Annotated in this window: 21 protein-coding genes; 15 read left to right on the top strand and 6 right to left on the bottom strand. The window is 64.7% G+C overall.

Annotated features, from left to right (window positions below; all coding sequences use genetic code 11):
• The first annotated feature begins 29 nt into the window (after positions 1-29).
• From RIE32_01980 to RIE32_02030, 11 genes are all read left to right on the top strand, one after another.
• The gene (locus RIE32_01980; GenBank protein ID MEQ9095012.1) at positions 30-1094 is read left to right on the top strand and encodes a hypothetical protein; all 1065 of its coding nucleotides are present in this window, start codon (positions 30-32) and stop codon (positions 1092-1094) included.
• 38 nt (positions 1095-1132) lie between these two features.
• The gene (locus RIE32_01985; GenBank protein ID MEQ9095013.1) at positions 1133-2056 is read left to right on the top strand and encodes a class I SAM-dependent methyltransferase; all 924 of its coding nucleotides are present in this window, start codon (positions 1133-1135) and stop codon (positions 2054-2056) included.
• A 17-nt stretch (positions 2057-2073) separates the two neighbouring features.
• On the top strand, positions 2074-3381 hold the full coding sequence (locus RIE32_01990) for a glycosyltransferase family 4 protein (protein MEQ9095014.1): 1308 nt from the start codon (positions 2074-2076) through the stop codon (positions 3379-3381).
• A 127-nt stretch (positions 3382-3508) separates the two neighbouring features.
• Positions 3509-5461: an HAD-IIIC family phosphatase gene (locus RIE32_01995; GenBank protein MEQ9095015.1), complete on the top strand. Its 1953-nt coding sequence runs from the start codon at positions 3509-3511 to the stop codon at positions 5459-5461.
• A 25-nt stretch (positions 5462-5486) separates the two neighbouring features.
• Positions 5487-5717, top strand: coding sequence for an acyl carrier protein (locus tag RIE32_02000; GenBank protein ID MEQ9095016.1), 231 nt, complete (start codon positions 5487-5489; stop codon positions 5715-5717).
• Between the two features lie 92 nt (positions 5718-5809).
• Positions 5810-6817, top strand: coding sequence for a hypothetical protein (locus RIE32_02005; GenBank protein MEQ9095017.1), 1008 nt, complete (start codon positions 5810-5812; stop codon positions 6815-6817).
• A gap of 15 nt (positions 6818-6832) precedes the next feature.
• Positions 6833-7765: a polysaccharide deacetylase family protein gene (locus RIE32_02010; GenBank protein ID MEQ9095018.1), complete on the top strand. Its 933-nt coding sequence runs from the start codon at positions 6833-6835 to the stop codon at positions 7763-7765.
• Complete coding sequence (locus RIE32_02015) at positions 7762-8814, top strand: glycosyltransferase family 2 protein (GenBank protein MEQ9095019.1); 1053 nt, start codon at positions 7762-7764, stop codon at positions 8812-8814. Before RIE32_02010 ends, RIE32_02015 begins: the two co-directional genes overlap by 4 nt.
• On the top strand, positions 8811-9431 hold the full coding sequence (locus tag RIE32_02020; protein ID MEQ9095020.1) for a hypothetical protein: 621 nt from the start codon (positions 8811-8813) through the stop codon (positions 9429-9431). The genes RIE32_02015 and RIE32_02020 overlap by 4 nt, the downstream gene beginning before the upstream one ends.
• Complete coding sequence (locus RIE32_02025; protein MEQ9095021.1) at positions 9428-10612, top strand: glycosyltransferase; 1185 nt, start codon at positions 9428-9430, stop codon at positions 10610-10612. The genes RIE32_02020 and RIE32_02025 overlap by 4 nt, the downstream gene beginning before the upstream one ends.
• On the top strand, positions 10612-11502 hold the full coding sequence (locus RIE32_02030) for a sulfotransferase domain-containing protein (GenBank protein ID MEQ9095022.1): 891 nt from the start codon (positions 10612-10614) through the stop codon (positions 11500-11502). Before RIE32_02025 ends, RIE32_02030 begins: the two co-directional genes overlap by 1 nt.
• Positions 11503-11508: 6 nt before the next feature.
• Here RIE32_02030 and RIE32_02035 read toward each other — a convergent pair whose 3' ends face one another.
• On the bottom strand, positions 11509-12828 hold the full coding sequence (locus tag RIE32_02035) for a hypothetical protein (protein MEQ9095023.1): 1320 nt from the start codon (positions 12826-12828) through the stop codon (positions 11509-11511).
• Between the two features lie 340 nt (positions 12829-13168).
• On the opposite strand from RIE32_02035, the gene RIE32_02040 reads away from it, so the two are divergent.
• Positions 13169-14296: a hypothetical protein gene (locus tag RIE32_02040; GenBank protein ID MEQ9095024.1), complete on the top strand. Its 1128-nt coding sequence runs from the start codon at positions 13169-13171 to the stop codon at positions 14294-14296.
• A 352-nt stretch (positions 14297-14648) separates the two neighbouring features.
• Here the strand turns inward: RIE32_02040 and RIE32_02045 are convergent, their stop codons facing one another.
• Positions 14649-15710 carry a hypothetical protein gene (locus RIE32_02045; protein ID MEQ9095025.1) on the bottom strand — a complete coding sequence of 354 codons (1062 nt, stop codon included), beginning with the start codon at positions 15708-15710 and terminating at the stop codon, positions 14649-14651.
• Between the two features lie 141 nt (positions 15711-15851).
• Between RIE32_02045 and RIE32_02050 the strand changes: the two genes are divergently transcribed.
• Positions 15852-17051 (top strand): Mrp/NBP35 family ATP-binding protein, encoded by a 1200-nt coding sequence (locus RIE32_02050; protein ID MEQ9095026.1) that lies wholly within the window; start codon positions 15852-15854, stop codon positions 17049-17051.
• Between the two features lie 139 nt (positions 17052-17190).
• Here RIE32_02050 and RIE32_02055 read toward each other — a convergent pair whose 3' ends face one another.
• The 4 genes from RIE32_02055 to RIE32_02070 all read right to left on the bottom strand — a co-directional run bounded on the left by RIE32_02055 (position 17191) and on the right by RIE32_02070 (position 21973).
• Positions 17191-18006 carry a GC-type dockerin domain-anchored protein gene (locus tag RIE32_02055; GenBank protein ID MEQ9095027.1) on the bottom strand — a complete coding sequence of 272 codons (816 nt, stop codon included), beginning with the start codon at positions 18004-18006 and terminating at the stop codon, positions 17191-17193.
• Positions 18007-18293: 287 nt separating this feature from the next.
• The gene (locus RIE32_02060) at positions 18294-19154 is read right to left on the bottom strand and encodes a GC-type dockerin domain-anchored protein (GenBank protein ID MEQ9095028.1); all 861 of its coding nucleotides are present in this window, start codon (positions 19152-19154) and stop codon (positions 18294-18296) included.
• 314 nt (positions 19155-19468) lie between these two features.
• On the bottom strand, positions 19469-20200 hold the full coding sequence (locus RIE32_02065; protein ID MEQ9095029.1) for a GC-type dockerin domain-anchored protein: 732 nt from the start codon (positions 20198-20200) through the stop codon (positions 19469-19471).
• A gap of 174 nt (positions 20201-20374) precedes the next feature.
• A complete protein-coding gene (locus RIE32_02070) occupies positions 20375-21973 on the bottom strand; it encodes a hypothetical protein (GenBank protein ID MEQ9095030.1) in 1599 nt (532 codons plus the stop codon).
• A gap of 248 nt (positions 21974-22221) precedes the next feature.
• Between RIE32_02070 and RIE32_02075 the strand changes: the two genes are divergently transcribed.
• Complete coding sequence (locus tag RIE32_02075) at positions 22222-22815, top strand: NAD(P)H-dependent oxidoreductase (GenBank protein ID MEQ9095031.1); 594 nt, start codon at positions 22222-22224, stop codon at positions 22813-22815.
• 188 nt (positions 22816-23003) lie between these two features.
• The gene (locus RIE32_02080; protein ID MEQ9095032.1) at positions 23004-23981 is read left to right on the top strand and encodes a GC-type dockerin domain-anchored protein; all 978 of its coding nucleotides are present in this window, start codon (positions 23004-23006) and stop codon (positions 23979-23981) included.
• Positions 23982-24026 lie beyond the last annotated feature (45 nt).

A 24026-nucleotide genomic window follows, 5' to 3' on the forward strand; every position in this document is an offset into this window, starting at 1 on the left:
CCACCAACACGATCCGAAGGGAGAATCCCATGCAACGACTTAATTCGACTTCCCTGGCCCTGTGCCTCCTGCTTGCCGCCGGTGCTCCGACACTGGCCCAGAACAGCGGCAGCATCGGCCAGCAGGCGGCGCCTTCGGCCAAGCAGGACAGCAACCTGCCCAACATTGACAAGGTCTTGAGCAGCGCTGTCGAGTCCATCGGCGGTCGCGAGAAGCTCGAAGAGATCAAGAACCTGCACACCGTGATGACGATGTCGGTGATGGGTTCAACCATTACCACCGAGAACAAGTGGTCGCGTGAGGGCGGCCGATTCAACTCGAGCCAGAGCCCCTTCGGGAACTCGGAGATGGGCACCGACGGCAAGGTCGCCTGGATGAAGATGCCCGGCGATCGATACGTGATCATGGAAGAAGAGCAGGCCAAGCAGTTGGACGGCCAGGCCTCGCTGCACATGAACCTGCTCGATCCCAAGCGGATGCGCGAAGACATGGAAACGCTCGAGGTCGTGGCGCAAGAAGAGTTCAACGGCAACGCCGCGTACAAGGTCCGCTTCGTGCCCAAGGACAACCAGGGCAGCGGCTTCATGTACTTCGATGCCCGCGACGGTCGGCCCCTGGGCATGACCCAGACCGACGAGACGCCCATGGGCAAGCAGACCACCACCATCACCCTGGGCGACTGGAAGACGATCGAGGGCGTCCAGTTCTTCCACAAGATGACCATCGAGTCGCCCAACATGCCCGGCGGCTCGGTCGAGATGAAGGTGACCAAGCTCGAAGTGAATGCTTTGGACGAGTCCACCTTCGAGCTGCCCGAGCAGGTGAAGGAACTGGCCGCGAGTGAGGAGGCCGGCGAGGGCGAGGGCGAGGGCGACCAGGGCTCGGCCAACGCGGGCGATGAGATCAAGCTCGAAGATCTCGCCGAGGCCCACCAGGAGCGGGCCAGGATGATGGTGGAGCAGATGAAGTCGGGCGGCAAGGAGGCCATCGATCGCATGTTGCCTCGCCTCGAGCAGACGCTCGAGAGCATGCCCGAGGGCGATGACAAGCTCACCATGCGCTACGTCATCCAGGAACTCAAGAAGGTAAAGTAACTCGCCGAAGAGAAGCACGTGCTGCGAAGGGAGCGGGCATGATCGGACGCATCAAGGCGGCCTTGCCCGCTTCTCTTGTGAAATTCAATCGCGTGAGTCAGCGATTCGGGGCCACCGTGCTCCCGAACCACTTCTACTCCGAGATTCCCGATTTCAATGAACTCAGGCGGTCGACCGGCTGGCGAGCGCCGATGTCGATGACCGGCATCGATGCGGCATCGCTCGATGATCAGATCGCATCATTGCGTTCGTGGCTGGAGGAAGGGGGGCGCGCGGGCGACGTAGCCGGCGTGCACGGCCGGGCGTGCGACGCAAACGGCGAGGGCGGATTCGGGCCGATGGAGGCCCAGGCGATCTATTCGTTTATCGTCCATCAGAAGCCGGCGAAGATCGCGCAGGTCGGCTGCGGCGTGTCCACCGCCATCATCCTCGAGGCGGCGCGCGATGCCGGCTATGAACCGACGCTCGTGTGCGTCGAGCCCTATCCCACGCCCATGCTTCAGGACTTTGCACGCCAGGGCAGGCTGACCCTCCACAGCGCCAAGGCGCAGGACGTGCCGCGCGACGAACTGGCGTCCATGGCCGATGGCGGCTTCCTGTTCGTCGACTCGTCGCATACTCTGCGGCCGGGCAGCGAGGTCATCGTGCTCATCAGCGAGATCCTGCCGCGGCTGTCCGAAGGAACCTGGGCCCACTTCCACGACATCTACTTCCCCTTCGATTACGGGCCGGCATTGCTCGACGAAGGGATCTTCCAGTTTCGGGAGAACACGCTGCTCTACGCGTACCTCGTCGACAACGCACGCTGGCGGGTGGAAGTCTGCATGTCGATGCTCCATCACCAACGGCAGGACGCGCTGAAGGGCGTGCTGCTCGACTACCGGCCCATGCCCATGAACCAGGGCTTGCGAGCGGGCGAGGGGCACTTCCCTGCTTCGGCGTACATCCGGGCCGCCCGTTGACCGATATACCATCCGCGATGCCTGGGTCTGACGACCAGAACAAGCCGGTGTTATTGGTCCTGAGCCAGGTCTATGTGCCCGATCCGGCCAGCGTGGGCCAACACATGCACGACGCCGCCGCGGAGATGGCGCGACGCGGCTGGCGCGTCATGGTGTATGCCGCCGCCAACGGGTACGAAGACGCGTCGGTTCGCTACGAACGCAGCCAGACGCTCGATGGCGTCGAGATCCGCCGGCTCCCGCTGTCGAGCTTCGGCAAGAAGGCCCTACCGATTCGCGTGCTGGCGGGCGTGCTGTTCCTGATCCAGGCCATCCTGCTCGGGCTGCGGGTGCGCAACGTCCAGGCGGTACTCGTCAGCACCAGCCCACCGTTCACTGGCGCGTTCGGTACGGTGCTGGCACGGCTGAAGCGGGCGGCCCTGGTCTTCTGGGTCATGGACCTCAATCCCGACCAACTCATCCAGACCGGCGCCATCGGGCCTCGCCACCCCGCGGCCGTCGTCTTCGATGCCGGCAATCGATTGACCCTGCGACGCTGCGATGGCGTCGTCGCGCTCGATCGATTCATGGCCGAGCGAGTCAATCGGAAGGTCGACGTGCGTGACCGCATGGCGATCCTGCCGCCGTGGCCGCACGAGGACCACATCGAGCCGGTCGAGCACGAGGACAACGACTTTCGCAAGCAGCACGGCCTCGACGGCAAGTTCGTGGTCATGTACTCTGGCAACCACGGCATGACCACGTCGGTGACCACCGTACTGGATGCGGCGCTGCGATTGCGCGATCGGGAAGACATCGTCTTCATGTTCATCGGCGGCGGCGTGGGCAAGGCCGACGTCCGTCGCGTGATCGAGGAACACCAGCCGGCAAACATCATCGATCTGCCCTACCAGCCCTTCGAGCGGCTGCGATACTCCCTGTCGGCGGCCGATCTCCACGTGGTCACGATGGTCGACGCGGCGGTGGGCTGCATCCATCCCTGCAAGGTCTACGGGGCAATGGCGGTGGGGCGACCCATCCTGTTCGTGGGGCCAAGCCCCAGCCACGTGACCGACCTTCTCGACGGTCAGGGCGTCGGCTGGCGCGTGGCCGACGGCGACGGAGAAGCGTGTGCCCGGCAGATCGAGGCCATTGCCGCCACGCCCCGCCAGGAACTCGCCCAGATGGGCCGCCGGGCCCGTTCGTACATCGACGAGCGCTACACCCAGGCACGGCTCCTGGGGGCATTCTGCGACGAAGTCGAGAAGGCCGTGAGGCGCCGCAAGCCCGACCTTCGGCCTGCAACGCCACCGGCCCAATCGGACCGAGCGCAGGCCGGCGTCTGACCGATCTTGGAACAGGCGGACAACGTAGGGAGGGCCGGATGGACGCCGCTGAGGCGTACGATCGCTTCCTTGCGAGAGCGATTGGCGATCGTTTTTTGTTTGGTATGTGTGGTGCGGGAGTTGAGCGTTGTCTGAGCGAGGAGAGGGTCAGCCCCAGCCCAAGTCACGGGCCGAGGTCGAGCAGGACATCGGTGCAGCTCTCGCGCAGCCCGACGAGGCTTCTCGTGCCACGCGGGCTCGACTGGCGTGCCACGGGCTGATGTCCGTATGGCGGGCTAATCCGGCCGCGGCGCCTTGGGTAGCGGCTCGATTCCAGGAACTCGCCCCGGCGCTCGCGGCGCCCACGTGTGATCTGCTCGTGCTTCGCAGTTGTACATTCGAGCCGGTGACGCCCTTTGCTCGGGCGTGTGCGGCGGAGTTCGGCCTCGTTCTGCGCATTCGCTTCGGGGAATTCAACGCCTGGACGCAGGAGATGCTCTCGCCCGCGTCGGTGGTGTATCGAGATCCGTCGCCCGACGTCGTGCTCGTGGCGGTGCAAACACGCGACGTGTCGCCCGCGCTGTGGTTCGATGCCGCGACGCTTGATGCCGATACCCTGGTTGAAGAAGCGGACCGTGCCGTCGAGAGCTTGCTGGGGCCGCTCCGTACGCTGCGGGAGCGCAGCCGGGCGGCCATCATCATTCATTCGCTCGAGAAACCGCCGCAGGCCTCGATGGGGGTGTTGGAATCAACGACGCCGGGCGGCCAGAGCCAGTCCGCCGCGATCGATCGCATCAATAGCCGCCTTCGCGAGGCCGCCGCCGAGATGTCGGGCGTGTACGTTCTGGACTACGACGGCCTGATCGCGCGTTTCGGTCGAGATCGCTGGTACGACGAAGACAAGTTCTTGACCGTCCGCCTGCCGATGATCGCCGAGGCGCTGCTGCCGCTGGCCCGGGAATGGACGCGGTACCTGATGCCGGTGATGGGCCGACAGGCCAAGTGTCTGGTTCTGGATCTGGACAACACGCTCTGGGGCGGAGTGATCGGCGAAGATGGACTGGAAGGCATCAAGCTGGGCGTGGAGTATCCCGGGGCGCATTATGCTGCCATTCAGCGGGTCTCGCGAGACATGGCACAGCGTGGAATTCTGCTGGCGCTGTGCAGCAAGAACAACCCCGATGACGCCATGGAACCTTTCGAGAAGCACGCGCACATGGTGCTCAAGCCTGATCACTTCGCAGCGGTTCGCGTGAACTGGGTCGACAAGGCCCAGAACCTGCGGGAGATCGCATCGGAGCTGAATATCGGCATCGATTCGCTGGTCTTCCTCGACGACAATCCGATCGAGCGCGAACTGGTGCGAAGCCTCGTTCCCGAGGTCACCGTGCTCGAGCCGGCCAGCGACCGACCCCAAGACCTGCTGACGGCGCTGCGCGCATGTCCGCTCTTCGAGCGACTGGCGCTGAGCGACGATGATCGCAAGCGCGGCCAGATGTACGCCCAGCAGCGACAGCGAACCGAACTCCAGAGCAGCGCGGGTTCCATCGAGGAGTACCTGCGATCACTCGAAATGGAAGCCGATATCGGCTTGCTGGATGCAAACGCCAACGCCGCGGTGATCGAGCGCGTGGCCCAGTTGACGCAGAAGACCAACCAACTGAACATGACGACGCGCCGTTATGCTGTTCAGGACATCCAGGCGATGGCCGGCGACGCGGCGTATCGGGTCTATTGGATCAGCGTGCGTGACCGCTTCGGGGACAATGGCATCGTTGGCGTGATGATCGTGACCGTCGGCGAACGCGCGTGGGAGTTCGACACGTTCCTTATGTCGTGCCGAGTCATCGGCCGGACGGTCGAAACGTCGATGCTCGCGACCGTGGCCGAGCATGCCCGACAGGCCGGTGCGTCGACCTTGCAGGGCTGGTTCCTGCCGACGAGAAAGAACCCGCCCGCCGAGGCAATCTACCGGGATCATGGGTTCGAGGCAGCGCAGCATGACGAGCAGGGCGTACTCTGGACGCTCGACCTCGAGCACGCGTCGATCGAGCATCCCGAGTGGATCACCCGTCGCGTAATGCTGCCAACGCCAGCCTGAAAGTTCGCCAGATCGGAGTTCGTGCATGCCCGAATCAACGCTCGAGACCACTTGTCAGATCATTGGCGACGCGCTGGGCCTACCGCCTGTTCCCGAGGACGCGTCACCCGAGTCGATCGAGGCGTGGGACAGCATCGCGCACCTGAACATCGTGATGGCGCTGGAGGGCGCCTTTGGCGTGACCTTCGACCCCGATGAGATCCCTGAATTGGTCTCGCCCCGAGCCATCGCGACCAGGGTGGAGGCCAAGCGCTGACGAAGACCGCCGCCAGGACGGGCATCCGCCGGGCGACGCCCGACGATCTGGACGGTATCGCCCAGTTGCTGTCGGAGCGCGACGGCCATCAATTGGACGCGTCCCAGGTTGGCTCTGCGCTGGCTGATCTGGACGAGCAACGCATCGCCATGTGGCTCGGCACCGTGGGTGATGTTCCTGCCGCCAGCACCGCAATGTATCTGCGATCGCTGCGGCACCCAGATCAGGATGAGCCGCTGCCCATCGGGTACTGGGCCCACCTCTTTGTCTTACCCGAGCATCGCAAGTTGATGCTCTACCCACAACTCGTGTTCACCATGCGCCGGGCGATGGGCGAACTCGGCATCGAAGCCATCCTGACGGCGATGCGCCGGCCAAACGTGACCGAGGGCCACCTGAAGCTTGGCTTCAAGGTCGTGTGCGCCTGGTCGGTGCTCATCAAGCCCCTCAAGCCATTCGCGTTGCTGGCCAAGCACAAGGGCCTCCCGGCGCTGGCGGCTCTGGCGCCGGTGGGAGATGGGCTCTGGCGCGCCGGACAATCGCTGCGCAGCGGTCGACCCGAGGGCAGCCTGCGGGTGCAGCGCACGCCCGCCAGCAATGTTCGGGACGATCCAAAGCTCCTGGACTCGCTGGCCGAACTCATGCACAGGGGTTCGCAGGACCGGATCGCGACTCGATGGACGTCCGAACTTCTCCGCAGTCGGCTTGGTGGAGGTGTCGACGGCAAGCCCTATTCGGTCGTGCTTGTTCATGATGAAGCCGCACTTGTCGGATTTGCGATCTGTCGACTTGCGGTACGCGGAAACGGCATCCAGACCGGTGTCATTCTCGACATGGTGGCGCACGATGAAGACGAGCGGGTGCTGCGAGCGTTGGCCCAAGCATGCGAGGCTCAGGTCCGTTCAGAGGGGGCTGAGGGCGTGCTGTGGCTCGATGGCGCGGGCGAAGTAACCTCACGCGTGCTGCAGCGCAGAGGCTTCCGCGTGGCCACGAGCGAGACGTACCGGCTCATTGCCTTCACGGGTGAAGAGGCAACGCCGCTGATGACCGAAGACCCCGCGGCCTGGCGGTTCACGTTCCTCGATCATGATGCGTTCTAGTGTCGGAGATCTCAGATGCCCGAGCCAGCCGACATGACGCACGCCCTGTCCTTCGATATCGAGGACTGGTTCCACATCGTGCAGGTCAAGGGGCTCGAGGCCGATCAATGGGACGACCTGACGACGCGTCACTCGTTGGTCGAGTCGAGGACCGAAGAGATCCTGGAAATCTGCGATCGCCATCGCGTCCGAGCCACGTTCTTCGTCTTGGGATGGATTGCCGAGCGATACCCCGCGCTCGTGCAAGGCATCGCCAAGGCCGGGCACGAGATAGCGTCACACGGCCACATGCACGATCGTGTGGGCGAACTCGGCCCGGAGCGATTTGCCGAGGACCTGCGCCGCTCGCTCGATGCGATCAGCAATGCGTCGGGCGCTCGTGTGCGCGGGTATCGCGCACCCTCGTTTTCGATCGTGCCCGGCTGCGAATGGGCCTTCGATGTGCTCGCCGATGCGGGAATCGAGTGGGATTCGAGCCTGTTTCCGGCGCCGCGCGGCCACGGCGGGTATCCATGCCCTCGAGAGCCGCACGTCGTCACCGCTCCCAGCGGCGAGACCATCCGGGAACTGCCGATGTCCGTGTGGTCGCCCTTGGGTTCGAGAACCCGCATGGGTTTCTCTGGCGGCGGCTATCTGAGGCTGCTGCCGTATCGGGCCCTCCGTGCCGCGATCCGCAGCGAGGCCCGGGTCGGCCGGCCCACGGTGGTGTACCTTCATCCGCGCGATCTCGCCCCGGATTGTCCGCGATGGCCGATGCCCCCGCACCGTCGCTTCAAGTGCTACGTGGGATTGGCGTCGACTCGGCCAAAGCTGGAGCGTCTCTTGGCCGATAATGCCTGGGAGCCGTGCGGGGCGGTGCTGGATCGCTTCCTCTCCAGTGCCTCTGTCAATGCGGGCGAAGAGCCCGCGAACCACTCGAACGCGACCGGCCGGAGTGCTGCATCATGACCATCGCCGAAGCACGCACGACCGAACAGGTCCATCCGCATCCTGCCGATGCGCAGCCCATGCCATTGCACGAGGACCTTGAATCGCATCGTGCGGTTCTCGCCGAGCTTCCGGCGGTCGAGGGCTATCCGCCTGATGGCAGCGTGCCCGTCAGCGTGCTGGTGCCCGTCAAGAACGAGCAGGACAACATCGCCGCGTGCGTCCGCCGGCTGGCATGGGCCGAGCAGGTCACGGTGATCGATAGCCAGTCGACCGACGACACCATCGTGCTGTCCCAGGCACTGGGGGCGGAAGTCTACCAGTTCCATTACGACCGCAGTGCCGGCTGGCCAAAGAAGAAGAATTGGGCCCTCGAGCACGTGCCCTGGAGACACGATTGGGTCCTCATCGTCGATGCCGACGAGCACATCACGCCCGAGCTCGCTGCCGAGATTGAGGCAGTCGTTACGGGCAAGTACGAGCCTGATGGCAATGGGTGCGGCGACGGTTATTGGATCAATCGCAAGTTCATGTTCCTTGGTCGCTGGCTCAAGGGCGGCGGCTGGTACCCGAGCTGGAACCTCAGGCTCTTCAAGCATCGCGTCGGGCGGTACGAACGCATCGGCAATCTCGGCGATACCGGCTCGGGTGACAACGAGGTCCACGAGCACCCGGTGCTGTTGACCGGCGAGGCAGGCTACCTGAAGCACGACATGCTTCATTACGCCTATCGCGATCTCACGACGTGGATCGAGAAGCACAATCGCTACACCACATGGGAAGCCCACGCCTGGGGCGCCAAGGACGCAGGCGGCGTCAAGGCCAGGCTCTTCGGCAGCACCATCGAGCGACATCGCTGGCTAAAGAAGCACGCGCGAAACCTGCCGGGCAGGCCCTTCCTCCGTTTCGGCTTTGACTACTTCTTCCGGCGCGGCATCCTGGATGGCTATCCCGGCCTCGTCATGGCGACCAACATGGCCTGGTACGAGTTCATGTCCGTCGCCAAGCGACGCGAGATGGAGATCGCCAGGCGTCTGGGACAGCGTTATAGCGGAGCGCCGCCCGCATGACCGAGCAGCCCTCCCAGCGCATGCGCGCCAGTGATTATGTCGACCAAGGCGCCGACCCCAACGACCGGGGCAAGAGTCCGTACACGCTCAAGGCGAAGATAGCGCGCGTGCTGTGGGGCGTCGTGCAGGCAACGCTGTTTCGTGGGTCGTTCCACAACTGGTATGGGTTGCGACGGGCTTTGCTCTCGCTCTTTGGCGCGCAATTACACCCCACGGTGCGCATTCGCCGAACGGTTCACATCGAGATCCCGTGGAACCTGACCATGGGCGAGGACAGTTCTGTCGGCGATCGCGCCATCCTCTATTGCCTGGGGCCTGTCACGATTGGCAGTCGCGTGGTCATCAGCCAGGGCGCACACCTGTGCGCGGGCTCGCACGACTACACCCTCCGCTCCATGCCATTGCTGCGACCACCCATCGTCATTGAAGACGACGCATGGATCGCCGCCGATGCATTCGTCGGGCCAGCGGTTCGCGTACAGGAGGGCGCCATCCTCGGATCGAGGGCATGCACCATGCGTGATCTCGAGCCTTGGTCAATCTACGTGGGCAATCCCGCCGAGCGCGTCAAGGATCGTCCACCCTATCGCGATCAGCCTGGAAGCGATGCCCCATGAGCCCGCGACGCATCGTCCATGCGATCGGCGACCTCGACCCCGCCGGTGGCGGACCGCCCGTGGTGGCCGCCCGGCTGGCCGCGGCCCAGGCCGCGATGGGATGTGACGTGACCATCTTCTCGTACCGCTCGCAAGAGGGTGGCGCACGAGCCGACGCGCTGATGGCCGAGACACCGCACGGCGAACTGGTGCGACAGAAGTCGATCAGCGATCCCGGCAGGCTCGAGCGTGTGACCGGCCGCGCGGCCGCTCGGGCATTCGAAGCCATGGTTGGTCAGGGCGTCGACGTCCTGCATACGCATGGCATGTGGGAGCCGATGATGCCAGCCATGGCTGCCGTCGCTCGAAGGCGTGGTGTGGCCTACGTCGTGACGCCCCACGGCATGCTCGACCCTTACACGCTCTCGGTGAAGCCAACCAAGAAGCGCATCGCCCTGGCGACCACGCACAAGAAGTTTCTCGAGCGAGCCTCCTTCGTGCACATGCTGAACGCCGACGAGGCAAGCTTGGCCGCGCCGGTGTTGCGAGGTGCTCCCACACGCGTTATTCCCAACGGCATCTTCCTCGAGGAGATCGAGCATCTGCCGCCGGCCGGCGCGTTCCGCAGCCAGCATCCCGAGATCGGCGACCGCCCGTACGTGCTCTTCCTTTCCAGGCTGGCGCACAAGAAGGGGCTCGACTACCTGGCCGATGCGTTCGCGCTGCTCCACGAACGAATGCCCAGCGTCGAACTCGTCGTTGCCGGTCCCGATGACGGCCAGCGTGCGGACTTCGAGGCCCGGATCGCGGCGCATGGGGTGGGAATTCGCGTCCATCTCGTCGGCCCGCAGTACGGAGCCGATAAACTCGCCGTACTGCGGGACGCTGCCGTGTTCTGCCTGCCAAGCCGTCAGGAAGGCTTCTCGATCGCCATCACCGAGGCGCTGGCGATTGGCTTGCCGGTCGTGATCTCACGAGCCTGCCACTTTCCCGAAGTCTCCGAGGTGAACGCCGGCATCGAAACCGATCTGGACCCGCGTGAGGTCGCCGATGCTCTCGAACACGTGCTCTCGGATACCGCCCGTGCCCGCAGCATGGGCCTGGCGGGTGCGACCCTCGTACGTGAGAGATTCACCTGGCCGAAGGTGGCCGCCCTGACGATCGAGTGCTACGAGCAGTTCATTTCCGGAGCGACGGGCTGATGCTTCCGACCTTTCTCATCATCGGCGCACAGAAGAGTGGCACCACCACGCTCTATCGAGACCTCCTGACACAGCCGGGGGTTTATTTTCCGTATGAGAAGGAGCCGACCTCGCTCGCGCACGATGCCGTGCTGACGCCTGCGGGCCTGGCTGAGTACGAATCGATGTTCGACGGCGCGAAGCCAACCGATGCACGGGGCGATGCCTCGACCGGGTACACCAAGATCCCCAGGTTCACCAACGTTCCCGCACGGGCCCGCGAAGTTCTTGGCCCGGACATCCAGTTGATCTACATCCTCCGCGAGCCGATCAGCCGGATCGTCAGCCACCACCATCACACCATCACCAACCAGCCCGGCCCGGCCACGGTCGAAGAGTTCATCGAGGCCGACCATACCGCCATCCCATTCAGCAAGTACGCCTTCCAGGCCCGGGCGTGGCTCGAGCACTACCCACTCGAGCGGCTGCACGTCTTGCTCCTGGATGAATACGTCAAGGATCGTCCAGGACACATCGAGCGGTTGGGCCCAATCCTCGGCTTCACCGCTCGACCGGAGAGGATCGATCCTCAGTCCAAATTCAATACGGCTGAGGATCGATCGTCCGATCGCGGGCTGTTCATGCGGTTGCGGCGTACATGGCCCTACCAGAAGCTTCGGCCGATGTTGCCGGTTGCCACGCGCGATCGGTTGCGACGCATGTTGACCGCCAAGGCTCCGCCGCCACCGCCGCCACCGTCGGAGCAGTGCGTCGAGCGACTACTGCGCGAACTCGAAGGAGATCACCGGGAACTGGCCGAGATCATCGGGCGTCCATATCCAATCTGGGATCCCGACGCCGTCCGCGAACGATTCGCCAGGAAGCGGCAGAACGCTGCGGCGAGTGGTTGAACGCATCTAGGCCAACTGCGCGGGCCGCCGCAGCAACATCGTCGCCGCTGCGGGCTGTTCGCGACGGAAGCGCGCTACCTCGCCCGCCCACGTGAGGAACAGCATCGACAACAGGAGATGCAGGAAACCCCACGTGTTCGTGCCGAGATAAATCATGTGGTTCGCCATTCCCTGCGCATAGATCATCACCATGAACGCAGCCAGCGTGCTGAGAAGCAGGGGGTCGACGTCCAGGAGCATCCGATATCGCCAGACGTACGCCGCAGCTGCGAGGCTGAGCGCCGCGAGCACAACGTATGGAACCGCCAGCACCAGGCCGCCCACGTACGCCTGTTTCAGGTACGCGTTGTGTGCGTGATACCCGAGCGTGTCGTCGGCCTCAGCCCGCAGCCCCCGGGTGCCCAGAAGGCCCGTCAGAGGACGCTGAGCGATCGATTCGCGGATGTACTCGACCGCCTGAGCGCCACGCGCCGTCTCAAGCGTCCTGTAACGAGCGAAGGGGTTGCTGTCGACGCGACCGAGCACGACGGCGATACCGACGAGCATGATTCCGATCATCGGCACCGCCAGCACCGGCTTGCGAAGCATGTAAAACCCTGCCGGTGCGCACACGCCCATCATCGTGATGACCACCGATCGGCTGCCCGAGAGCAGCGCCATGCCCGCCGCCGCGGCAACCGTTCCGACCCACACAATCCGCATGGGGATGATCTTGTCCCGTAGCGCGAAGTACAGCGCCAGGCCCACGGTCATCGTGAACACCATGCCGATCTGGAGCGACGAAGCGCCATACGGTTCGAATCGCGAGTGGCCGCTGTGCGTCCAGTTGCCCGACAGGAGCGCGCTCATCAGGATGGGCGTGTCGATGACGAAGCCGATCGCCAGATACTTCAGCACGCGCAGGAGCGCCGGCGCGTCCACGATCGTCCTGGCAACTTGCATCACCGCCAGGACCATGCAGATCCATTGCACCGAGTGCAAGAGCGGGAACAGGTTGTCCTCAGTCGTGACCAGGAAGATGGGACCGACCAGGGCCAGCGGCACGTAGGCGTAGCAGAGCGGGTTGAGCTTGCGCTTGCCCCCGGGGGCGAGGAAGGCCGCTGCCGCAACGGCCAGCAGCATGGCAAACCCCAGCGCCTTGGCCCCCAACGCCGGAGCCCCGAGCAACGGCAAGCGACCGACGAGCAGGAACGGCGGCAAGATGATCAGGGCCGCGGGAAGCCGCAGCCTGGCCGGACAGAGCAGGAACACCACCCCAAGCAGAATGGGCGCCATGAGCAGCACGGGCAGTGGGACGACATCGGTGTACTGCTCGAAGCTGAACAAATCCCTTGCTCCTGACCGTCCTGCTGGGCTGCGGCGTCCGGCAAGGTCCGTAACGACGAACCGGTGGACAAGGTTCGCCCTCGCCGAATGCACAGCCCCTATGACCAATTCGGCTGTTGAGGCGGCCGACTTGTTCCGCTCTGGGCATACCCCGTCCGAACCGATCTACCGCAGGCGATCATCGTATCGTGCTGGTGCAGCGTCCACGATCCGATCGAGCGCCGTGCGTCTTAGGAGTGAATCTATGGTAGCTATGTGTTCGGGTCAACCGAATCGGCCGTCCAAGCGATGGGGGCGTGGCGTGCTGGCTGCGGTGACCGGCTTGACAGTAGTGGCGGCGATGAGCGCGTCGGGGCCCGTCGTCACCTTTACAGGCAACAAGAACAAGACGCTCGAGGCGGCAGGCGACCGCAACTTCAAGTTCTATCTCGAAGCCTTCTCGGTTGATAGCCTCATCGACGAGTTCGGGGGTGTCGATCCGGTCCATACGACCGATCTGACCGGCACGCCATTCTCCAAGGACGTCATCGATATCGCCGGCTGGCGGCTCGGTCGGTACCGGCGCCAGGGACCGCACCTGATCGCGATGCAGAACCCGAGCCTGGCCACGCACATGGCTGAGCTCGAGGCGCACGTTCCCAAGCTCGTCCCCGTGGACTTCACCGGACCGGTGGTCATCGACTACGAGCCCTGGTGGGCGCTCTGGGCGCGTACGCCCAACTCGCCGTCCAGTGCGCCCGTCGACGCGCTCGATGGCGATTACAAGGACGACTGGCGCGACTACATCCGGGAGAACCGTCCATACCTGCTCAATGGTCTGAGTGCCGACGAGCAGGAACGCGTGTTCCAACGCACCTATGAGGCGTTCGTGCGCACCTTCCTCCTGGCCACCTACTACAAGTGCAAGAGTCTGCGCCCACGGGCGCAGTGGTCTTTTTACAACTACCCGCAGGTGCTGATCAACAGCGATCTCACGCCCCCGGGCGTGAAGGGCTACGGCGACCTCACCCACGAGGCCAGCGAGCTCAATGACACGAACGACTGGTTTTACGAGGCAGTCGACTTCGTGGCGCCGCGCATCTATCCCGCGCTGAAGGTGCCCGAGCAGTGGCCCCCCGCCGAGCGCCAGCCCGGCGAAATCAGTCCCCGCGTTCACGAGGCGTGGCTGAGCTCCATGGTCCGCGAAAGCGTGCGGCTGGCGCGTGGCAAGCCCGTGCTGCCGATCCACTCGGCCATCTACTTCTCCTCGCATCCCTTCGAGCACGAGCCGGTAACGGCCTACCAGCACGAGGAAGTCTTCCGCATCCTGGCCGAGAACGGGGCGGCGGGCATCATCGTCTGGCACGGCGTGAAGGACCGCGAAGAGCTCGACCAGTGGCGGCAGCTCTGGCAGAACGAGCTCAAGCCCGCCGGCATCAACTCCGACCGGCTCATCAATGGCTCGGGGAGCGGCGGCTCGGGGTCCTGAGGGGTCGGGAAGTCCCCTGGATACCGTCTGATCGGTCACAACAAAAGCGGGGCACCATCGTTGGACGGCACCCCGCTGGAGGAGAGAGAGAGATCTGAGATGATAACCTGTTCATCGGCCAAATTCGCTCTTTGATCGTCGCTTCTTGTCGCTTTGATAGGGTAAACAGGCACTGACCATCGCGTCTGTCCGATAGGGTAACGTTCGGAGTGGCGTGCGGCCTGAGCTTGGCAGCCGCTGCGTTTCCCAGCAATCTTGTGGGTTTTTCGAAGTCGCCGTTCGTTGTTCAGGCGACGAAGAAAGCCCACCTGATTCGGCGGGCCTTCGAGAAGAAAGCAGAATATTTTTTCGTTTATCGCGGCGGACGGACAGACGAATCCTGCCGCGCATCGCCCAGCAGGCGTTCCAGGAGTTGCTGGCGGGCTTCGGGGCTCATGCCCGCGAAGCGTTCTGCCAGTGCGGCCCGCCGCTCTTGCGGAACCAACTCCAGCCGCTGGCGGACCCTGCGCTGCATGTCCTCGGGCAACTCGGACAGCCACCGGCGCAATTCCGAGGCGCCCGAATCCTGGCCCCCGGCCGCCCCGCGTCGATCAACGTCGCGAGCGGGCCGTTCTCCCATCTCATCGAACCGGTTGCCGATCTCGCGGCGGTACCGCTCCCGCATGCGATCCATCTGCTGCTCGGACTGGTCCGCCCGCCAGGCCTCGATGGCCTCGTGAACGTGGTGCTGCTGCGCGGCACTCAACTCGGCCCAGACCCGGTGCTGCAACTGCGCGACGGCCCGCACGTTTCGTGCTCGAGCGGCTTCACCCGTGCGCCCCGCACCTTCCCGACGCTCGATGCCGGGGCGATTGCCATCGATTGGCGCACCCCGCTGGCCGCGCCCCTCACGTGCAGGCCGTTGGGGCCGCTCGTCGCCGCCTTCACCGGCCATCGGTCGAGCGGGACGCTGTGGACGATCCGTCATGGCGTCACCATCGAGTCGACGCCGGCGGGGCGGCTGGCCATCGTTGATGCCAGGGCGTCCTTGGCGACGATTGCCCGCTCGTTCACCGCCCCCGGCTTCCCGCTCGAAGGCGCGGACATGGTTGGCGATCCGTTCGCGCTGCTCGGCTGAGAGACGGATCTCCAGGGGCGCGTCCTCGGCCATCAACTCGCCCAGAACCCGCCGGAAGATCTGCGGTGGGACGAAGGCGTTGGCGGCCCGTCGACCCTCTTGGGCGCCTTGCGAGAATCCGCTTTCGATGCCGGGCATCCGGCGCTCGCGGACCTGAGGGCCCGAAAGCACAGGGCGTTCCCGCCGGGCCTCGGGGGCATCGCGCCGGGCCTGCTGCGCGTGGGTGCTGCCGGCGGCCAGCGCCAGCCCGACGATGGCGGTGAGCGCCAGGGCGTTGCTGCGGGGGCGATTGAGCATGGTTGTACCTCCAATGGCTTGCGTAACCCCCGAAGAACGAACGGCAACGCTGATCCATTGCAACGCCGGCGATACGATTCCTCAGCCGTCCGAGAAGCCCCCTTCGCGGCGGACAAGATCACTCAGCATCCACGAGGCGATATGGCGATTTCCGAAGAGAACGTGCGACGATGGCTCGGGGCCGTCAAGCCCGCGGGCGAACCAGCAGACCTCGTCCAGTCGAAGCGGCTGGAATGGGTTTCGGTGCTCGAGGACGCTATCTCAATCAAGTTGCACATGCCCGACATCGCTTCGGACGAGCGCGCCATGGAGGCGATCGCGGGAGCTTGCCTCGAGGCGGTGCGGCAAGGGGCGGTCCGAGCCGGCGAACGCGTGCGGTCGTTGCGGGTTCGCTTCGTCGACCGCGACGGAGACGTCGTACGGGAGAGCGCGTTCGAAGCGTCGCCCAAGGGCGCCTTGCGGCCCGCGGGGGCGCCGCCGGTTGAGCCGAAGTCAGGTCCTCCGCCGCAGGCCCAGTCTGCTCCGGCCATTCCCGATGTCGCCCACACCATCGCGGTGGGGGCGGGCAAGGGTGGCGTGGGTAAGAGCACGATCGCCGCGAACATCGCCGTCGGCCTCGCGAGACGCGGCCACGCCACTGGACTCCTCGATGGCGACATCTATGGCCCCAGCCTGCCAACCCTGATGGGCCTGGCGGGCATGGAGCCCAACGTCATGGACGGCCGATTCCAGCCGTTCTTGACGCATGGCGTGAAGTCGATGACCGTGGGCAAGCTCGTCGAAGCCGACAAACCCTTGATCTGGCGTGGTCCGATGGCGCACGGCGCCTTCAAGCAACTGACCGAAAAGACGCAATGGGGCGAACTCGACCACTTGATCATCGACCTGCCGCCAGGCACGGGAGACGTCCCGCTGACGATGGCGCAGAACCTCGACCTTACCGGCGCCATCATCGTCTGTACGCCGCAACGTGTCGCCCAGGACGATGCCGTCCGGGCGGCCAAGATGTTCGAACAACTGGGCGTTGAAGTTCTCGGCGTAGTCGAGAACATGAGCGTGTTCGTGGCGCCCGATGGCAACGAGTACGACATCTTCGGCCGTGGGGGCGCCCAGCAGATGGCCCAACGGCTGGGGCTGCCGTTCCTCGGTGCCCTGCCGATCACCATGGAGCTGCGCGCCAACAGCGACGCGGGCGACCCGACGGCCAACTTCGAGGGCGATAGCCCCGCCCAGCGACGCTGGCAGAAACGCTTCGATGAACTTCTGAACAACCTCGAGAGCCAGCTCGCGCTCGCGTCGGTCCGCAGGGCGAAGAACACGCCATCGCTGACCATTCGCTGAGGTTTGTGCGCGGCCGGATCACCGCCTCTGGCTTCGGCGTCTCATGCCGACTCACCTGGCGCAAAAAGACAGGCCCCCGCGATGTGCATCGCGGGGGCCTGAGAGTTTCTCTACCTCTGACGAGGATTCGAGTGGGCTCTTAGCAGCCCATGTCGAACTCGTTCTGGAAGGTGAGGAAGTCGAAGATGGTCAGGCTGCCGTCGCCGTCGAAGTCGGCGGCGGGGTCGCCCGAGTCAAAGAGGTTCTGGAAGGCCAGGAAGTCGAAGATGGTCAGCGAGCCGTCGCCGTCGAGGTCGACGCGGCAGCCCATGCCGCCACCCTCTTCACCCTCAGCGATGATGATGAAGTGGGCGTCGGTGAAGCCGAAGTCGGCCACGTCGGTCGGATCGACGATGCCGCAGCCGATGGGCGAAGCCACGTAGCTGGGGGCGGTCTGGCCGAAGCTGTTGCCACCGATGAAGAAGACGTCACCGAACTCCCCACCCGAAAGGGTGAGCAGGTCCTCGGACTCGACCTCGACCATCAGGGCCGAGCCGGCATCGACGCTACCGTCGACGTCCATGATGATGACTTCCAGGGCGCGCTCGCCGCTGGTCATGCTGGCGCTGCCAACCAGGGTGGCGCCGGTGATGGGCGGGCTGCCCGCGGGCACCTGGTACAGGTTGACCGTGATCTCGGTCTCGATCAGCGTCGGCAGACGCAGGCTCTCAACGCCGAACTCGACGGTGTTGACGGTGAAGCCATCCGACACGCCGAAGTCGGCCAGCGTGAAGCTGCGCGACCAGAAGTTGTCGGTGGTGGTCTGCGGACCGGCGGTGCCGCCGGTGGCGCAGGCGATGCCAGCGCCGGCCGTGACGAGGAACTCCTCGACGTTGTGCGACAGGCGGGTCTGGGCGCTGGCAGCGGTGGCCAGGCCAGCAACGGCGATCGTGGCGAAAGCAAACTTCTTCTGCATGGTATTCCTCCCCAGGGATAACACTCTAGCAAAGTCCTGACAGAACTGAGGCGCGGTGCCTCTGCAAACACGCCCGCGAAATGCGAGCGTCTCGGTTAATGTACCCCAAAATCAAGCAGAATGAAAGCGAATATGGAGAGTTTCCTGAGAAAACGTGGTCCTATAACGCCGCATTCAACCCAGTTTTGACAGATTGGGTGTTATCGCCCGCGGGATAATGACAGCCGGGCCCGCGACAACCCCGTAGTGGCGTCCGGGCCCGGATTTGGGTCGTGGCCCCAGGCGGATCAGCAGCCAGCGTCGAATTCGTTCTGGAACGCCAGGAAGTCGAAGATCGTCAGGTCGCCGTCGCCATCGAAGTCGGCAGTCAGATCGCCGGCATCAAACAGGTTCTGGAACTGCAGGAAGTCGAAGATCGTCAGGTCGCCATCGCCGTCGAGATCGACCCGGCAGCCCGTGCCCCCGTCGCCCTCGGCGGTGATGAAGAGCTTGGGCCCCTCGCGCCCCTCGAAGGCCTCTTGGCCCCGATAGGTCGCCGAGACGTTGGGGTCGGTATCGTCGACGAACACCAGGGTCAGGAAGTCGTCGGTCTCGATGTCGGCCTTCAGGGCGTCGATGAGCTCAAGGGCCTCGCTCCGGCCGCCGGGGCCGCCAGCCTGGTCGTATCGATCGATATCGCCGGTGGCGGTCTGGAAGTACAGGAAGCTGAGGATCGGGTCAGGATCGCCCAACTCGAGCTGCGGCACGCCCATGTCAAAGAAGGGGAAGAAGAGGTCGCTGAGGGCCGTCTTGATGTCGGCGGTGTCGTCGATCGAGTAGTAGACCGCCACGAAGCCGTCGTTGGAGAAGGCGGCGTTATCCTGGGTCAGTTCCAGGGCCAGGCCGGTCACGTCCCACCCGCCGGGGAACAGGGCGTCGAACTCGTCGCGGACGCTGGTGAGATCCCAGCGGGCCACGCCGTAGGAGTCAAAGGTGCCGCCGCCGCTGGCGGTGCCCTGGATGTTGAAGAATCGGTCGCCGCCGCTTGGGCCGCGGGGACCGTCGGGCCGGATGGTGCCGGTTTCGGCGGCCACCGACGAGCGGGTCTCCTGGGCAACGGCGGTCGAGGCGACGGCGATGCCGCACAGCGCGATGATCGTCCTGGTCATGTCAGTTGTCTCCCTGATTCGTCCTGGTCTCTGACGCGGTGCAGGCCTTCGGGCCCAAATTCGGCGGAGCAGCTTTTCCCGCGTGCGAGAATTCTGGCGCGATGGTAGAAGTGGTGGACGCCACGATGGCCGACCAACGCATTAGGAGTTGGTGAAATCACCGGCGTTTCATGCGTGTTCTCGGGCGTGAAGCTGGGTTGACGCGCAGGCGTCGCGGCGTTAACGCGACCCAGGAGTGACCGTAAGAAAAGCCACGCACGGGATTTGCACATCCCGTGTGTGGCGTGCTTGCAAACGACAGGGATCGGGTGGGATCAGGCGCAGCCGGCGTCGAACTCGTTCTGGAACGCGAGGAAGTCGAAAAGCGTCAATTCACCGTCGCCATCGAAGTCGGCGATGGGGTCACCCATGTCGAACGCGTTCTGGAATGCCAGGAAGTCGAAGATGGTCAACTCGCCGTCGCCATCGATGTCGGGGCGGCAGCCCGCGTCGGGCTCGCCCTCGATGAAGACGCTGACGGTGGCGCCCTCGCCGCCGGGCTGCCATTCGCCGGTGTCGAAGCGGGTGGTGGAGGTGTAGCCCGTGACGCCGACGGCCCAAGTCCAAACCGGGTTCTCGGCCGCCGGGTAGTCGCTCTCGGCGACGATCCAGTAGGCCTGGCCGGCCTCGAGCAGCGTGTCGCCGCTGGCGTCGACGGTATCGAGCTGGGGGTCCCAGCCGATGGCGGTGACATACAAGTCCATGACCTCGAGCTCTTCGCCCGAAGGAATGAACGCGTCGCCGACCGCCTGGTCGGTCTGCACGCTGAGGCGAACGGGTCGGTCCAGCGGTACGCCCGCGTTGCTCATGAAGTACGCCGACACGCTGGTCAGTCGATAGTCCTGATCGGGCACGAAGCGGACGGCGACCGACTGGTTCGTGAACACGTCGAACCCGATCAAGCCGAACGGGCCGCCGAAGGGCTCGGCGGTCTCGAAGATGGTGTCGGCCAGGCCGACGGGCGCAAGAGCGGCCAACGCGAGGGCCGCGGTCGTGGCACGGAACATGCGAATCTCCTTGTTCTTCGGAGGCGGGTTGGGGGAGGGCCTCCGGCTGTGGGATCGTATGGTTCGCGAGGGCCATGCAACGGTTCCATTCGAACAGGACGCGTCCGGATCGGCCGATTGGGCGGCGTTTCCGGACGCGTCGGTATGGGTGGTTCGGAGCCTTGTCGGGTGGGCTTACGGGCAGCCGGCAGCGAAGATGTTGGAGAACATCAGGAAGTCGAAGATGTCCAGCACGCCGTTGCCGTCCAGGTCGGCTTCGCAGCCGACGTTGACCGAGACCATGTCGCCGCCACCGTTGCCGCTCGGAGCGAAGCACCCGACGCGGGCCTTGTCGGCGACGCGGAGGCGAACGGTGTAGGCGCACCGATCCAGCCCTTCGGTGTCCCACACGGAGATGACGCCGCCGGCGGGGATGTTGTCGGTGCCGCTATCGATGCGGGTCCAACCACGGCTTGAGCCTCCGGTGTACTCGAGCACCCACGAGGCGATGTTCTTGTCGAAGACCTCGCCCTTGATCTCGACCTTGCCGTTCACCCACTCGCAAGGCGCCAGCGAGGTGATGCGGCCCACGGGGGCGGTGTTGTCGATCTCGTACGTGCGCACGACGTCGGCGGTGTTGCCGCAGATGTCGCTGACCCGCACGCGGACCTGATAGTCCCCGTCGAGCACGGTGCGCGTATTCCAGAACGCGATGGGGTCGTTGATGACCCGGCCGGTGTAGATCGGAGACGAGCCATCGACGGGCATGTATGAGCCGCCGCCGGCGGGACGAAAATCGACGCGGTAGTTGCTGAAGCAGTCTTCGCCCACGGTGCCGTCCAGGCAGGTGTTGCCACCGATGATCTCGCCATCGACGGGCGTCCGGATGCTCGCCGGGCTGGCGGCGGTATTCAGGCGAAACTCCAGGGCGGCGGTAGAGACCAGGCCGACCTGATTCACCGCTTCGAGCTCGACGATGTAGTCGCCAGCGGGCTGGCCCGTGGCGTTCCACTGTGCGAGCAACCCGGGAGAACACCGCTCGGTGGTGGTGGGTGTGAGTTCGATCCAGCCGGTGCCGTCGGCGCCGCTCGAACGACGGACACGCATGCGGTAGGTCATGTCGCTCTGGAGATCGCACGCCTCACCGCTGAAGCTCACGACTCCCATCGCTTCGGGGCACACGCAGGCCTCGGGGCTCGGGCTGGTGATGCGCACCTCGGGTGGCGTGGTGTCGATGATGGGGGCGGACAACTGAATGGTGGTGCTGCTTCCGTCTTCGAGTTGGAGGGTCATGCTTCCGTTGAGCGCGAACTGATCGGCGTCGGTGGTTGCGAAGAAGAACCTGGACTCTCCGCCTCGGAAGATGGGTGAGAAGCTGAAGCTGTAGTCGATGTCGTCGCCGTCGCCCGTGCGCGTCGCGTTGGTAGGAGCGCCGGAGCCCAGCCCGCACGTCAGCCAATCCACGTCGGTGGAAAAGCCCGTGAAGCCCTCGTGGATGACGCGGCTGATGCCCAGTGCGCTACTGCCCGAAACGTTACGGATGCGCGGGCTGAACCTCAACGACCCATCTGCCAGACGGAGGATGCGATCTTGCACGGTTCCACTCAGCGTGAGGCCGAAGCGATCCCGGATGGTGAATGGCACCGCCGTATCGCGAACGATCACGCCTCCAGCCGGGCAACTGCCCGGGAGCGAGACCGAGCCGCCCGGCGGCAGCGGCACGGCGATGGCGTGCCCGGCAGCGAGCGTGATGGCGGCGGCGACGAGGGACGACTGCATCGAAACGCGGGGCATAGCTGTTCTCCTTTTCTGGCCGCACCCTGGGGAAGGGTTGCTGTTGCCAGCAGCGGGAGAACGGCGACTCGCTCACGCCACACTTCGAGATAACTTGCTGTCGACTGAACCTCGCCTCGCCAGCGTGGCTCGTGTGGTATCCAGGCTAATGGGGGGAGCCCCTGATCTGACTCGACGGAACGGCGGACCGATTTCTCATTGGCTACGGTGGAAGCTCTTCGACATCCCTCATGCACAGGAGTTTCGACATGGCCGATGCTCAGCCCAAGATCCTCGTCTTCGCCGGCAGCTTGCGCACGGAGTCGTTCAACCACAAGCTTGTCGTGGCTGCGTCGAAGGGGGCCGAGCAGGCCGGGGCGATCGTGACGATCATCCGGCTGCGCGAGTTCCAGCTTCCGCTGTACGACCAGGAGATCGAAGACCACCAGGGATTGCCGGAGAACTGCCTGAAGCTCAAGGAACTCTTCAAGGCTCATCACGGCTTCCTGATCGGCTGCCCGGAGTACAACAGCTCGATCAGCGGCGTGCTCAAGAACACCATCGACTGGGTCAGCCGCCCGCACGAGGGTGAGGCGCCGCTGGAGTGCTTCGACCGCAAGGTCATTGGGCTAACCGCAGCCTCGCCCGGCGGGCTGGGCGGCATCCGCGGCCTGCCCATCGAGCGCATGCTCTTTGGCCACATCAAGGCGATCGTGCTGCCCGATCAGTACGCCCTGGCGGGCGCCGACAAGGCATTCGACGACGACGGCAATCTGAAGGACGATAAGCAACGGGCGATGGCCGAGGGGGTTGGCAAGGCGGTCGCGGAGGTTGCGGCGAGGGTGGGCAAGGTGACGGCGTAGCACTTCCGCTGGCACGTCCTAGAACCTGTGGTACACTCAAGACAGGGGGTGCCATGAGAGCCTTCGCTGCCGCCATTGCCCTTGCCGTCGCGTCAACGTCGTTTGGCCAATGTGAACCAATTGTCCTGTCGGAAATCCCGACACGCGCGCGGGCAATGGTACTGGACGAGCGCGGGTACCTCTATTTCATGGGTAGGGGGCTGGAGGTCGCTGACGTTCGTGATCCGGCGCACCCTCGGATCGTGGTGACCGGCCTGCCAATCGGCAGCCCGTACTTCGATCTGGCACTGCGTGTACAACGTTTGTTCGCACTGCATGGCGATGACTTCCAATGGGGTGAGTTCTCCATCTTTGACGTTTCCATACCCGAGGGGACGCACCGCATCTGGGGGCCGTGGCTCACCGGATACAGCCGTGGGACCATTGGTGGCGATTGGTACTACCAACTATTCTTCGAAGGGCCTTTAGGCGTCCTGCGAGTGTATGACATTTCCAGCGGTGCGTTCGTGGATCGGGGAGAGGCGGTGAGGCTTGATGCAGACGCCCAACGCGTGTCGGCCTTTGGTGATCGCGCTTACGTCAGCACCACGGTGGATGTCCGAGTCTTCGACGTTCGTGGCGATGGCGTGCCCGAAGCTACGGGAAGCATCCCAATCGCTGGCAAGCTGAACCCGACGGCGTCCACCGGTTCCGTGCTATACGTGGTTGCGCGTGACGAAAGGCTTCTGCACACCGTGGACGTGCGCCGCCCTGCGGCCCCGGCGTTGCTCGGTTCCATGGAGTTGTCGGGGTATGCCGGGGACATCGCCATTAGCCAGGGGCTTGCACTCGCCGTGTCTGATGCGCTCCACATCGTTGACGCGACCGATCCTGCCACGCCGACCGAGATCGGCTCCCTCGGATTCGATAGCTTGCCGAGACGGGTAGTCGTCGAGAGAGGCTTGGCGATCGTTGCCACCGACGACTCGATCCTGATTATCGACCTCTCCTCCTGCCTCCCCTGCCTGCCGGACATCGATCGCGACGGCGCCCTCGATCTCTTCGACTTCCTTGAGTTCCAGCGCCTCTTCTCGGCCGGCGACGTGCGAGCCGACTTTGATGGCGACGGGGCGCTGACGGTCTTCGACTTCCTGGCGTTCCAGAACGCGTTCCAGGCTGGCTGCTGAGGTCCCGCGCGGCTTGCTCGAAATCCCCGACGGCCACGCCCGGCC

This window comes from Phycisphaerales bacterium, from assembly GCA_040221175.1.
Lineage (GTDB): Bacteria > Planctomycetota > Phycisphaerae > Phycisphaerales > UBA1924 > JAHCJI01.

Coding starts and splice junctions, on each gene's coding strand:
- RIE32_02030 (MEQ9095022.1), top strand. CDS start 10,612: ATGCTTCCGACCTTTCTCATCATCGGCGCACAGAAGAGTGGCACCACC.
- RIE32_02060 (MEQ9095028.1), bottom strand. CDS start 19,154: ATGACCAGGACGATCATCGCGCTGTGCGGCATCGCCGTCGCCTCGACC.
- RIE32_02050 (MEQ9095026.1), top strand. CDS start 15,852: ATGGCGATTTCCGAAGAGAACGTGCGACGATGGCTCGGGGCCGTCAAG.
- RIE32_02070 (MEQ9095030.1), bottom strand. CDS start 21,973: ATGCCCCGCGTTTCGATGCAGTCGTCCCTCGTCGCCGCCGCCATCACG.
- RIE32_02040 (MEQ9095024.1), top strand. CDS start 13,169: ATGAGCGCGTCGGGGCCCGTCGTCACCTTTACAGGCAACAAGAACAAG.
- RIE32_01985 (MEQ9095013.1), top strand. CDS start 1,133: ATGATCGGACGCATCAAGGCGGCCTTGCCCGCTTCTCTTGTGAAATTC.
- RIE32_02045 (MEQ9095025.1), bottom strand. CDS start 15,710: ATGCTCAATCGCCCCCGCAGCAACGCCCTGGCGCTCACCGCCATCGTC.
- RIE32_02025 (MEQ9095021.1), top strand. CDS start 9,428: ATGAGCCCGCGACGCATCGTCCATGCGATCGGCGACCTCGACCCCGCC.
- RIE32_02055 (MEQ9095027.1), bottom strand. CDS start 18,006: ATGCAGAAGAAGTTTGCTTTCGCCACGATCGCCGTTGCTGGCCTGGCC.
- RIE32_02080 (MEQ9095032.1), top strand. CDS start 23,004: ATGGGTAGGGGGCTGGAGGTCGCTGACGTTCGTGATCCGGCGCACCCT.
- RIE32_02065 (MEQ9095029.1), bottom strand. CDS start 20,200: ATGTTCCGTGCCACGACCGCGGCCCTCGCGTTGGCCGCTCTTGCGCCC.
- RIE32_02010 (MEQ9095018.1), top strand. CDS start 6,833: ATGCCCGAGCCAGCCGACATGACGCACGCCCTGTCCTTCGATATCGAG.
- RIE32_01980 (MEQ9095012.1), top strand. CDS start 30: ATGCAACGACTTAATTCGACTTCCCTGGCCCTGTGCCTCCTGCTTGCC.
- RIE32_02075 (MEQ9095031.1), top strand. CDS start 22,222: ATGGCCGATGCTCAGCCCAAGATCCTCGTCTTCGCCGGCAGCTTGCGC.
- RIE32_02020 (MEQ9095020.1), top strand. CDS start 8,811: ATGACCGAGCAGCCCTCCCAGCGCATGCGCGCCAGTGATTATGTCGAC.
- RIE32_02015 (MEQ9095019.1), top strand. CDS start 7,762: ATGACCATCGCCGAAGCACGCACGACCGAACAGGTCCATCCGCATCCT.
- RIE32_02000 (MEQ9095016.1), top strand. CDS start 5,487: ATGCCCGAATCAACGCTCGAGACCACTTGTCAGATCATTGGCGACGCG.
- RIE32_01990 (MEQ9095014.1), top strand. CDS start 2,074: ATGCCTGGGTCTGACGACCAGAACAAGCCGGTGTTATTGGTCCTGAGC.